Here is a 12598-nt window from a genome sequence, read left to right as displayed (position 1 = left end):
ACTAATTGAGAAGAATCCTTTTTTTCTTTTCATATTGTTAGATTCCAGTTATTTTTCATATAATCTTTTATAAACTAGGTAATTTTCTATTTTTAGACTGCTGTTCATACGCATATCCAATATTGAAAAGCTCTTTTTCACCAAACTGTTTCCCTACAAACACTACACCGATTGGTTCTCCATTTTTATCATATCCAGCAGGAACCGCTAATTCCGGATAACCAGCTACAGCTGATAGAAGAACTTCATCGTTATTAATCATAACTAGAGCATCCAAACCTTTTTCTACTAAATACCTATCTAGCTCTTTTCTTGCATTTTCTTGACTCGTTTGTACTACGTTTTCAAACTCTTCTTTCGTTATAACAGATTTTTCAGACCCTTCAATTAATGTTTGTCCGTATTTTATTCGTCTTTTACTATCCTTTTTATTAAACGCTATAATCTCTTCTAACGATTTTACCGGTACATTCTTTTGCTGTGAAAGATAGTCGTTTACATTATGCTTGAACTCATATTCTAATGTTTGCAAATTATCTACACCCTCAGCACTTAACTGGATATTATCAGTTAATATCGCACCTGCATCTTGAAGGTCTTTTCTAATTTTTTCTGCTACTGCTTTTCTATTTTCACCTTGTTGGTCTACAGAAAAAAGAAGCCCTATCTTTTTCCCTTTTAATCCATCTATCGATAAATCCTTTGTATAATCAATTCTTTCTTTATCTTTCATTTTTTCTGTCATAACATCTTTTTCGTCATAACCTATCATTGCATTAAATAATGTTGCTGCATCTTTTACCGTTCTTGCCATAGGTCCTGCTGTATCAAGAGTTTCAGCTAACGGAATAATTCCTGTTCTGCTTACCATACCTAAAGATGGACGTAACCCAACTACTGATTGCTGCGCCGCGGGTGCAACAATCGATCCCGTCGTTTCTGTTCCAATTGCAAGCGGTGCAAAATCTGCTGCAACTACTGTAGCAGATCCTGAACTTGATCCTGAAGTATCGAATGTAATCGGACCGTACGGGTTTAAATTTTGTCCTTTCTTCCCGCTATACCCACTTGGCATTGTAAAAGATAAATAGTTCGCCCACTCAGACATATTCGCTTTTCCTAAAACAAATGCTCCTTCTTCTTTCAACTGCTTCACAATTGTTGCGTCTTGATCTGCAATCCAATCTTTTAATACATAAGTTCCTGCACTAGTCGGCATCACTTTTTCCGTCTGTACATTATCTTTTACAACGACAGGAATACCATATAAATTCGAATTTTTGTTTCTACCCCGCTCTTGATCTAACTTTCTTGCTTCTTCCATCGCATTAGGATTTATCTCTGTAACAGAATTTAATGTTATTCCATTTTGATCATGTTCTTGTATTCTAAAGAGATAAATACTCGTTAATTCTTCATATGACAACTTTCCATCATCAATCATTTTTTGAAGCTCATCTACAGTCGCATTTACGACTTCTTTTTCTTTTATCTTTACATTTTCTATATTGATTCCTTTAAGCTGATTATGTATTGGTTGTAGCACTCTTTCTTTATCATATACAATACGCTCAGGTTCCTTTGGAAAATAATTTTTATACACGTAATATCCACCAGCACACGCTAATAAGACAATGCCTCCAGTGATAGACAGCGTTACCTTTACCCATTTCTTCATGTTGCTTCCTCCACTCTATAAGTTGCTTAGCTATACAAAAAAGAGAGTTACCTTTTACTTAACTCTCTCCAATCAAAATGCTAAATGAAAAAATGAAAGATTTCAATCTAATTACTTCTTTTTTTGCATTTGCTTTGCTAACATTTCTTTCACTTGATTATACGTTAACCCTGAATTTTTATTTAAACGCTTTACTTCCTCAACATCAGTACCTACCACTGTATATTTTTTATCATCACTCATATTTTCACTTCCTTTTTCACCGTATTATTTCTTATATTTCTTCCCTAAATGCGCATAAATTAACACCACTACAAAAAAGGAAGCTGTTTTTAAGCACAGCTTCCTTCTCGTTACATATTGTATTTCTTAATAAAATTTCACTACATCTTCAGTAGGCAAGAACGTTCTTTCTGCTGGTTGTTCGTTTGGTTCACCAAATGGCATTTGACCTACTAAGCTCCACTCTGCCGGAATGTTCCAAGTTTCTTTCACTTCAGCATCTACGATTGGGTTGTAATGTTGTAATGACGCTCCAATTCCTTCAGCAGATAATAGCATCCACACAGTATGTTGTAACATCGCATTTCCTTGATGAGACCAGAATGGGAACTGATCTTTATATAATGGGGCATTTTCTTGCATTTTTTCTACAGTTGCTTGATCTTCAAAGAATAGAACTGTTCCTACACCTGCATGGAAGCCTTTTAGTCTTTCTACAGTCGCTTCAAAGTTTTCTGCTGGTACGCGTGCTCTTAGTGTTTCTTTAACGATATCCCAAAACTTTTCATGCTCTCCATCCATTAATACAACCATACGACCACTTTGCATATTGAAAGATGTTGGTGCGTGTAAAGCTGTTTTTAACACTTCTTCAATTCTTTCTTTCGTAATTGCATCGTTTTTTGCTACTTTACGAATTGAACGGCGGTTCACGATTGCTTCTTTTAAGTTTGTTGTAGTTGCTGACATTTTAATTCCTCCAAATGTTTGTTTTATAATTTATTTTGTTATTTCATAACAAGCGAATTAGCAATATCCATCGGTATTACATTGCATACCTTCAAATGAATTTGTTTTATCCTTTTCAATTTCTTTATCAATGACCCTTTCTAGTGTTTCTTTACTAGCAAGCCCTTGAATGACTTCATCTCCAATCATGACAGTTGGAACAGCCATAATATTCGCTTCATCATATGCGTGCTGAATTGCTTCTTGATGTTTTTCCTTATATTTACGAGTTACTAAAGCATCTTTAAATTCTGCTTCAGGAAGTCCTACTTCTACCGCTAATTTTGTTAACACATCAATATCTTCAATGTTTTGCTCTTCTTGGAAAAATGCTGTGAATACGCGGTGGTGATACTCATTACCTAGTCCACGTTCTTTTGCAAATTGACATCCTTCGAAAGCTAAATGTGTATATGGGTGCGGTGAAACACGTGGCAAGCGCATATCGATTCCTAATTTCTTCGCTGTCGGAAGAATGAAAGCATCCCATGAACCTAATTTTTCTGGTTCATTCCATGGATCTATTTTTGAATATGGACTTGGACGTAATTCAAATGGCATCCATTCAATCTCTACATCTTTCTCTTTCGCTACCTCATCTAATGGACCTTTTGCTAAAAAACAAAACGGACATATAAAATCTGAGTATACTTTCATTTTTACAGTCATAACTTTTACACCTTACCTTATCGTTGTAATCAAATCAGTTACATTAATGATAAAAAAATATAAATATTATTTAAGCATTCATTTTTTCTTGCAAAGTTTCAAACAACTGCCCCATCGTAATATTTCTCAAAACTTCTTCCATCGCGGATTGTGCTTGAATTAAAATAATTTCTAACACCGCTTGAATATTCGCCCCAATTGGACAATCTGGATTTGGTTGCTCGTGAATATGAAATAGCTTGTCTTCTTCGACTACGTTCACTGCATGATACACATCTAACAATGTGATTTCATGTAAATCCTTTAGTAATCCCGCGCCACCCGGTCCACGATTTACGTAAACAAAGCCAGCTTGTTTCAAGTACGACATGATTTTACGAATGACTACTGGATTTGTATTGACACTCTCAGCCATATAGTCTGAAGTACAAAGTGAAGATGGATTGTTTTTCAAAATAGATAAAATATGAACAGCTATGGAAAAGCGGCTACTAATTTTCATCGTAATCACCACCTCGATGTAATCATTATAGTTACAACTGAAAAATAAGTCAATCCTTTTCATAGATTTTTTATAAGTAAATTAAAAAGTGTCCCATTATGATATATGAGACACCTCTTTTTATTCTGCAAATAGCGATTGAAATTCTTCAATAAATAGCTGCACAGCGATTGAAGAATCCTTTAATGAAGGAACAGCTAAAGCAATTTCTCTCCATACTTGTGGTTCCAATTCTCTCGTTTGCACATTTTTTGGTAAATTCGTTAAAGATAATTCAGCTAATATTGCAATGCCTAATCCTTCTTGAATCATATTTAAAGCTGTAGTAACTGTCGAAATTACATACTCAGCCCGAAGTGGTACGTTTGCTTGTTTAAACATATCAATAATAGGTGGTTCGTATCCGCCCTTACATAATATGATTGGTTCATTCTCTAAATCACTAATTGTAATAGAGTCCTTCTTACAGAGAGGATGATCCTCTCTTAAGATAGCAACCATTTTCCCCTTCGTTAATGGAACAATCTCCATATCTTTATTAGGCAAAATAACAATTCCTATATCAATAACCCTCGATACTAACCAATCTTCAACTTCTTTAATCGTTCCTTCACAAAGAACCACTTCTAATTTCGGATACTTCTCCTTAAAAAGGTTTATCATTTTGGGTAAGAAATGTGCAGAAGCACTCGGAAAACTACCAATTCGAATCGTCCCAACTTCGTGTCCTTTCTCCATCGCAACTTCTTGTTCAATCTTCTCTACACCGTTCAAAATCTCTCTAATATGTACAAGAATCCTGTTTCCTACATCCGTAACGAGGAGCCCTTTTCGTTTATCACGTATAAGAATAGTAACTCCTAACTCTGACTCAATACTTGAAATCGCATGACTAACAGCTGGCTGCGTCATATTTAATACCCTGGCAGCTTTCGTAAAACTACCTAACTCAACAGTTTTTATTAATACTTGCAGTTGTGTAATGGTCATAACTAATCACTTATACTCCTCATAAAAAAGATTCATTTTATTTATTACAGTCGATATCATATCATAGTGAAATGAATAACAACAAGGAGGTCTTTCAGTGACACAGCTTTCTCGAACTAAGACGGCCATCATCCTTACCTTTCTCGTTTTCATGTGGGGAATCAATTGGCCTTTATCAAAGTTTGCCCTGCATTATACACCACCTGTTTTATTTGCAGGCGTTCGAACTTTAATTGGAGGATTCATTTTACTCCTGTTCGCATTACCGAAATACAAAGAGTTACATTTAAAAGAAACGTGGCATTTATACGTTATTTCTTCTTTACTTAACATCATTATATTTTACGGATTACAAACTGTCGGCCTTCAATATATGCCTGCTGGGTTATTTTCCGCCATTGTATTTCTACAACCAGTTTTACTCGGTATTTTCTCGTGGATATGGCTTGAAGAATCAATGTACGGCTTGAAAATTTTCGGGCTTGTTCTCGGATTTATTGGTGTAGGTGTTATTAGCTCTAGCAGTTTAACAGGACATATTTCTATCATTGGAATCCTTCTCGCGTTAGGATGCGCTATCGGCTGGGCACTTGGCACAGTATTTATTAAGAAGACTGGTCACCGTGTTAATGCCATTTGGATGGTAACACTTCAGCTTATTATTGGTGGCCTTTGCTTAATTGGATTTGGTTCAGAGTTTGAAAGCTGGTCTAGTATCGCTTGGAGTATGCCATTTGTTAGCGTACTTCTCTTTATTTCATTCTTTGTTATTGCAATGGGGTGGCTTGCATACTTCACACTTGTTGGAGCTGGTGAAGCAAGTAAAGTTGGGGCTTATACATTCCTCATTCCACTAATAGCTATTATTGTAAGTTCAATTTTCTTACATGAGGCTATTACCATTAGCTTATTCATCGGACTATTATTTATTGTTGTGAGTATTTGTTTTGTAAATATAAAACCGAAAACACTTGCTGTAAGGCAGCAAGTTGAATTGAAATAAACGTAAGAAAGAGCCTACTGTTTGTAGGCTCTTTCTTACGTCTTACTTTTTACGACGTACTACAAAAACACACGCACTTACCGACGATACTATGGCAAAAATAGATAAGACAATTGCTATCAATTGCATATTACTAGTACCTTCATTTTTTTCTACACTAGACACTTCACCATGTTCTCCTGTTAATGACGTACCTTTTGCAATTGTAGTAAGTGAATGCGGTTTTTCAGCTTTTTCATCACCTGTCCATTCAACAATTTCTCCATCTTTATATTGTTGATATGCGTCCCAAGCTATTTTTTGCTCTTTATCCGGATTTTTAGCGACGAAAGTAAATCGCTGGAACTGACCTGTTAAAATTCCTTCTCCTGTCGCTTCCCATACTACAGTTTTAACTTTTCCGGCATTATCTTTTTGCTCCTCAACTTTCCATCCTGGCACTGGTTCATACTGTTGGAACTCCACTCCAGACGGTATTTTCAGTGTAACTTTTGTCGTTGCTACATTTTTTTCAACTGGTACTTTTATCGTATAAGTCTCCCAAGAACCAACGTCAGAAGTTGCTGGTTTTACAGTGACGTGCGCACTAACAGGTAACGAAAACATTCCCATTGCAATAATTGTTGCGATCATTGTTGTTCCTAATTTTTTTATACGTTTCATTTTCTATTTACTCCTTTTCATCTATAACATCTGTTTATCCTGCTACTCGCTAGCAGCATGATTGGTAAAATTTTATCTGCCACCTACAATAAATTTAAAATCTGTATCGAAACTATCAAGAGATTTTGTTAATCCATGAACATGTATATTCCAGTTTCCTGTCATATTAATATACATACCTTCTGCTTCATATTCTCCTAGTGAAACTACTGAAACTTTAAATGAACCTTTTCCCATGTTCATATCTAATGATTGAGTCGTCAATATCATTTGTTCCATATCAGTAACAGGCTGTCCCTTTTCGTCCTTTAGTGTAATATGGAATTTATTTTGTCCTACCTTATTCGGACTTACATTTAGCGTAAGTTCATATCCATTATCTAATTGCTTACTCTCTGTAAATGGTCCAGTAGGAGGCATCGGTGGTGTTTGTACGTTTGTCATAAAAGCTACGATTACGAAAATGATAATTCCAATGACAAACTCTACTTTCACCGTAGCTCCTAATCCTTGCTGCGCTCTTATTCTCCCTTTCACATAATGAATAATTCCCAATATCCCCATGAAAATAAATAATAGTATCTTTGCTAATAAAGCCAATCCATACTTCGTATCAAATAACGAGTGGATTGTTGGAATAAAAAATGTACTATTAAAAAGGCCTGTTATTAAAATCACAATGACAGCACCTGTTGCCCACGGTGAAAAACGCTTAATCATATCCCAATACATATGCCACTTATTATCCTCTTTACATAAAAGAAGAATAATAGATGATAAACCACCAACCCATAATGAAGCTGCTAATAAATGTAGAAAATCCATAACGACAGCAATGTCTTTAAACTTTAAACCGTATGCGTGACTATTAAAGGCCTTCATAACAAGTAGCCCTATAAACAATAGTATTGGAATACTCCATACTTTAAACGACGAAAACTTCTCATGCTTCACCGCAAAATACGTAACAATTATAAGCGTACTAATGAGAACCATTTGAGTAATCCATACATAACCAAAAACAGAAAGCTGTAATGTTTCTTTTAATAGTAAAGGATTGAATGCTTCTAGCCATGAAACATCAGCATTTATTTTCGCTTGCAGTGGTAGATTGAATAACAAGCTAATCAATATCCCAAATAAAGAGATCCATATTATGTTCTTACTCCTTGATCGAACCGAGGTTGCATTGCCTTTATACATAATAAGATTAAAGAATAGCACTCCTATAAATAGTGAGAAACTTGTATATAAAATTCCACGTTCCATAATCATATCGATTTGTGGGACGTAGCCCATCTCTTCCACTTGTATATCGTCTGTTTCCGCTTCCGCTAATCCAACCCGGAACGGGATAACTCCTTGAATTGGATGTCCATCAGCTGAAATCACTTTCCACTGAATAGAGTAAAGACCATTTTTGAGATTGTCTTTTAATCCAGCTTCTAATAGCTTTTTATTTTTTTTATCAATATGAGCATCTTTTAAATCGACCCTTTTACCTGATGTATCTCTCACGTACAATGTATTAAAACTTGAAACTTGTATGTCCTCATCGAATTCGATTTTTACAACAGATGGTGCTTTCTTCAATGTTTCATTTTCAGTAGGGTTTGATTTCACAACGTACGCATGAGCAGATGCACTTTGCGGTATCAATATGATAAGCACACACACAAGTAATAGCCATGTCCCTAATCTTCTCATTACTTTCACACTCATTTCACTTCTTTCTTCCTCATTGCTCTATTTTCATTACTTTAACTTCCGAAGTTTGATTCTCGGGCGAAATATTAACCTGATTAAATATAAACTTCTAATATAATAGTAACTATCACGATAGATACAACTTACATTTTTAAAGCCGATTGTTATTATATCATAAAATATATTTATGTAAGTTATCAAAGAAGAAAAGTTATCGTGAATCATTTGTGAAGAAAATGTGAAATACATAAATAAAAAGGTATTACGTTATTACGTAACACCTTTAAAAAATATCCCTCTTCTATTTCTCTTCCGGATAATCACAATACTCGATAATCGTTCCTTCAGTATCCGCTGGGTTAAGATAAATTAACCTTCTACCGTGCTTATTAATGCGTAGTGTATGCTCTAATGTCCGAATACCTTGTTCTTTTAACTCTTCTAGAGCCACATCTAAATCATCGACACGATACGCAACATGATGTACACCTTTACCTTTTTGTTTTATAAATCGGGCAATTGGTGAAGTGGTGTTATTTGTCGGCGCAAGTAATTCAATTCTATCTCCATCCACTTCAAGAATGGCTACTTCGCTTTCTACACCTGGTGCCTCACTTACGTAACGATCTATTAATTCTCCTGATAGAACCTGTTCATAAAAACGTATGGTACTATCTATATCACGAACTGCGATTCCGATATGATCAATTGTTTTTTTCATTTTATTTCCCCTACTACTTTATTTTTTCTCATTATTAATAGTAACAAAAAAGTTATAGAACAAGTTCTATAACTTTTTATTTAACCTATTTTCTTATCCGCTCTAGTTGCTGGTTGAACTTGATTTTTTGCTTTTACAACGCTAATGCCATATCCGATAAATCCACCGATAATCGCTGGGAAGATCCAGCCTAATCCTACTTCCTGCATCGGAAGGAATTTAGTGAACACTTGGCTTACTACTTCAATGTTAACTCCAGCTGCACTTAATCCATCGAATAAGCTGATGATAAATGTTACGATTAAGCTCACTTGATAAACTTCAGCTCTTCCTTTGAATAATGAATGGAAGAATGTTAAGAAAATCAATACGATTGCTAGTGGATAAATTGCTGTTAATACTGGAACAGAAACTGCGATTAACTGTGTTAATCCTACGTTTGCAACAATTGCACTAAATACACATAGCGTGATTGCAATTGCTTTGTAAGGAACATTTGGGAATAACTTATGGAAGAATGAAGAACATGCTGATACAAGTCCCACACTAGTTGTTAAACAAGCTACTGTAATCATTAATCCTAATAATACTCCGCCATATGATCCGAAATAGTAGTTAGAAACTTTCGCTAATACTTCTCCGCCGTTTTCTAAATGTCCAAGCTTTGCAACACTTGAAGCACCCATATAAGAAAGAGCTGTATAGATAATTGCTAAAATAGATGCTGCAATTATTGTCGCTTTTGCACAAACGACCATAATTTGTGTTTTCGTTTTCGCACCTTTTTCTTTAATAGCATTGATGATGATAATCCCGAATACGAATGATGCAAGCGTATCCATCGTTAAGTATCCTTCTTGGAATCCTTTAAAGAATGCATGTGATGTATAAGCTTCCACTGGTGCTTGCATATCTCCAATCGGATGTATAAAAGCAACGATTACTAAAATACCGATGAAAGTCAACTTAATTGGCGTTAAAATTTTTCCAACAATATCGACAATTTTCGCGGGATTTAGCGAAAAAAAACAAGTGATGCTAAAGAATATAATTGTGAAAAGAATTAAAGGTGTAGAACCTACTCCCTCTGGCATAAACGGCTTAAGACCAATTTCATAAGATACATTTCCTGTTCTCGGTATTGCAAATAATGGACCGATCGCTAAGTATAAAACTGTTGTAAATACAATCCCGAACACTGGGTGAGCACGACTTGCTAATGACTGTAAATCATCTTTACCTGAAAAACCAAATGCTAGTACACCTAGTAATGGTAATCCAACACCAGTTACTAAAAATCCAGCGTTAGCAATCCATACATTCTCTCCTGCTGATTGACCAAGCATCGCTGGGAAAATTAAATTTCCTGCTCCAAAAAATAGTGCAAATAACATTAATCCAATAACTACTATGAACGAAAACGGTACTTTATTCGCCATAATATAACCCCCATTCAAATTTCCTTATCTCATTTTCCAATTTTAACTAATTGAATTTTCTGAATATTTAATTTAAGTATCAACTATTCTTGAACTCATTATAGTTTGCTATATAATATTTTGCAATACTATTTTCGAACTTTTCTTTTATTTTATAAATATACATTTTTTAACATGAAAAATAGACTAAAAAACCAACACGGTCATCCATGTTGGTTTTTCCATTTACTATCATAAATTAAAATTTCGCTGCTACTTTTTTAACGTTTTCTAGACCTTCTTCAACAATTTGTTGTGAACGATCTGGATATTGATTGTGTCCTTCAATTACAACTGTCTCTGGATTTGTAATTCCCCAGAATCCAAGTACAGTTGTTACGTAATTAACTGCCATTTCCATAGGAGCCATTTGTTCTGAAGAGTAATCTGAACCACGAGCACCTAACACAACTACTTTCTTACCACCAACTAAACCTTCTGGGCCATTTGCTGTATATTTAAACGTTTTTCCAGCTTGAGATAAGTATGAAATATATGTGATTAATGGTGCTGGTACTGTAAAGTTCCATAATGGGAATGCAAATACAACCTTATCAGCTTCTAAAAACTGATTTAAATATTGATCTACTGTAGCAACTGCCTTCTCCTCTTCAGCTGTTAACTCCATACCTTGGCTACGTTTATATCCACCTGAAATCGCGATATTTCCGTAATAAGGAAGATCTAATGCAAATAAATCTAATTCCGTAATTTCTGTATTTGGATTTGCTTCTTTATAAGTACTTACAAATGTTTCATACATTTTTGAACTAACTGCTTGCTCCGCTGGACGATCGTTTGCTTTTACAAATAATACTTTTGACATTTTTTTATTCCCCTCTACATTCTTATTTTCTTCTTTTTTACCAAATAATGAGCTAAATAGTCCCATTTTCTTCACCTAATCTTTCTTTTCATATTCATTATTCATCATCATAAAAATTCTTATTCTAAGAAAAAGTTCCAATAGATACCTTAAGTTACGCCATTGTAACTTTTTGTTATTTAATTACCTTATGTAAGTGATTGTAATATAGCCACTTACTTTAGTCAAGTAACTTTTAATAAAAAATAAAATCTCGACTTAAAAATATTAAGCGAGATACAATTGAACACCAAATACATCTTTATTACTTGTATAATAAACTTAGAGAGGAAAATTCATATATAGAAAGGATTTATTCATGAGCACTATAGAAAAGATTCAAACTTTTATTATTCTTTTTGCTGTTACATGCGGCATCGTACTCGGACAATTTAATATGATACATACGTATTCAGACAAATTTATTGTCCCCTTCTTATTTTTCATGCTATATGGATTATTCCTCAGCATTCCATTAAAAGAAATAAAAAACGGATTTCGCAATTTAAAATTTGCTGGAACAAGTCTTACTATTAACTTCTTATGGACACCTTTACTCGCTTGGGGGTTAGGAGCACTATTTCTTTCCGATCATCCAGCACTTTGGGTTGGATTTATAATGTTAATGGTTACTCCATGTACAGATTGGTACTTAATCTTTACTGAAATAGCGAAAGGTAATGTAGCACTTTCTACTGCAATTTTACCTGTAAATTTAATTTTGCAAGTTCTACTCCTTCCCATTTATTTATTTTTATTTGCTGGTGTCATGAAAACTGTAGCGATTTCTGTTTTAGTAGAAAGTATTGTTATCGTAATCGTCTTACCATTTATACTTGCACACGCTACAAAGTTCATTATGAATAAAATGAAAAAAGCTGAAACTCTCGAGAATAAACTCATTCCGTTTTTCAGCTCTGCTCAAATTGTATTTTTAAGTTTAGCAATAGTAGCGATGTTTGCATCACAAGGTAAATATTTACTACAAAATATGAATGTTGTTTTATTATTACTCGTTCCTGTTCTATTGTTCTTCATCATTAATTTTTTACTAGGACAATTTATCGGGCGCATGATGCATTTATCTTACAAAGATACAGTAAGTCTAAGCTTAACAACGTTAGCAAGAAACTCACCTGTTGCACTCGCTATCGCTGTAACCGCTTTTCCAGACGAACCTCTTATCGCACTTGCACTCGTTATTGGACCATTGATTGAGTTACCAGTACTAGCTTGTGTGTCACAAGTTTTGTTGCTTATTAAGAAAAAACGGCAATACGCATAATAAAAAACGTCCCATTTTGGGACGTT

The 12598-nt window shown here is 34.5% G+C and carries 13 protein-coding genes; 2 read left to right on the top strand and 11 right to left on the bottom strand.

The genetic code is table 11. The annotated features are described in order from the left end of the window. Nucleotides 1-67: 67 nt before the first annotated feature. The 6 genes from HMPREF1014_RS09660 to HMPREF1014_RS09635 form a co-directional block, all read right to left on the bottom strand. Nucleotides 68-1678, bottom strand: coding sequence for an amidase family protein (locus HMPREF1014_RS09660; protein ID WP_000759470.1), 1611 nt, complete (start codon nucleotides 1676-1678; stop codon nucleotides 68-70). 111 nt (nucleotides 1679-1789) lie between these two features. Continuing rightward, nucleotides 1790-1921, bottom strand: coding sequence for a hypothetical protein (locus tag HMPREF1014_RS32070; protein ID WP_001278570.1), 132 nt, complete (start codon nucleotides 1919-1921; stop codon nucleotides 1790-1792). A 126-nt stretch (nucleotides 1922-2047) separates the two neighbouring features. Further along, complete coding sequence (locus HMPREF1014_RS09650; RefSeq protein WP_001277011.1) at nucleotides 2048-2650, bottom strand: nitroreductase family protein; 603 nt, start codon at nucleotides 2648-2650, stop codon at nucleotides 2048-2050. Between the two features lie 57 nt (nucleotides 2651-2707). Beyond that, entirely contained in the window at nucleotides 2708-3358 is a 651-nt protein-coding gene (locus HMPREF1014_RS09645) for a DsbA family oxidoreductase (protein ID WP_000216673.1), read from the bottom strand. A 70-nt stretch (nucleotides 3359-3428) separates the two neighbouring features. Then, nucleotides 3429-3860: an Rrf2 family transcriptional regulator gene (locus tag HMPREF1014_RS09640; protein ID WP_000704073.1), complete on the bottom strand. Its 432-nt coding sequence runs from the start codon at nucleotides 3858-3860 to the stop codon at nucleotides 3429-3431. Nucleotides 3861-3980: 120 nt separating this feature from the next. Further along, complete coding sequence (locus HMPREF1014_RS09635; protein WP_000156771.1) at nucleotides 3981-4850, bottom strand: LysR family transcriptional regulator; 870 nt, start codon at nucleotides 4848-4850, stop codon at nucleotides 3981-3983. A 97-nt stretch (nucleotides 4851-4947) separates the two neighbouring features. Between HMPREF1014_RS09635 and HMPREF1014_RS09630 the strand changes: the two genes are divergently transcribed. Continuing rightward, on the top strand, nucleotides 4948-5853 hold the full coding sequence (locus HMPREF1014_RS09630; protein ID WP_000192805.1) for a DMT family transporter: 906 nt from the start codon (nucleotides 4948-4950) through the stop codon (nucleotides 5851-5853). A 42-nt stretch (nucleotides 5854-5895) separates the two neighbouring features. On the opposite strand, the gene HMPREF1014_RS09625 is transcribed toward HMPREF1014_RS09630, so the two are convergent. The 5 genes from HMPREF1014_RS09625 to HMPREF1014_RS09605 form a co-directional block, all read right to left on the bottom strand. After that, complete coding sequence (locus tag HMPREF1014_RS09625) at nucleotides 5896-6516, bottom strand: YcnI family copper-binding membrane protein (RefSeq protein WP_000821399.1); 621 nt, start codon at nucleotides 6514-6516, stop codon at nucleotides 5896-5898. 72 nt (nucleotides 6517-6588) lie between these two features. Then, a complete protein-coding gene (locus HMPREF1014_RS09620; RefSeq protein WP_000114336.1) occupies nucleotides 6589-8238 on the bottom strand; it encodes a copper resistance CopC/CopD family protein in 1650 nt (549 codons plus the stop codon). Nucleotides 8239-8524: 286 nt separating this feature from the next. Then, the gene (locus HMPREF1014_RS09615; RefSeq protein WP_000750855.1) at nucleotides 8525-8944 is read right to left on the bottom strand and encodes a VOC family protein; all 420 of its coding nucleotides are present in this window, start codon (nucleotides 8942-8944) and stop codon (nucleotides 8525-8527) included. 80 nt (nucleotides 8945-9024) lie between these two features. Further along, a complete protein-coding gene (brnQ, locus tag HMPREF1014_RS09610) occupies nucleotides 9025-10383 on the bottom strand; it encodes a branched-chain amino acid transport system II carrier protein (protein ID WP_001284785.1) in 1359 nt (452 codons plus the stop codon). Nucleotides 10384-10621: 238 nt separating this feature from the next. Further along, complete coding sequence (locus tag HMPREF1014_RS09605) at nucleotides 10622-11314, bottom strand: FMN-dependent NADH-azoreductase (RefSeq protein WP_000522502.1); 693 nt, start codon at nucleotides 11312-11314, stop codon at nucleotides 10622-10624. A gap of 292 nt (nucleotides 11315-11606) precedes the next feature. On the opposite strand from HMPREF1014_RS09605, the gene HMPREF1014_RS09600 reads away from it, so the two are divergent. Continuing rightward, entirely contained in the window at nucleotides 11607-12572 is a 966-nt protein-coding gene (locus HMPREF1014_RS09600) for an arsenic resistance protein (protein ID WP_000103811.1), read from the top strand. Nucleotides 12573-12598 lie beyond the last annotated feature (26 nt).

Source organism: Bacillus sp. 7_6_55CFAA_CT2 (assembly GCF_000238655.1).
In the GTDB taxonomy this organism is placed as follows: Bacteria; Bacillota; Bacilli; order Bacillales; family Bacillaceae_G; genus Bacillus_A; species Bacillus_A cereus.
The sequence above is the reverse complement of the archived record's forward strand: the minus strand, read 5'-3'. Positions and strand labels throughout refer to the sequence as shown.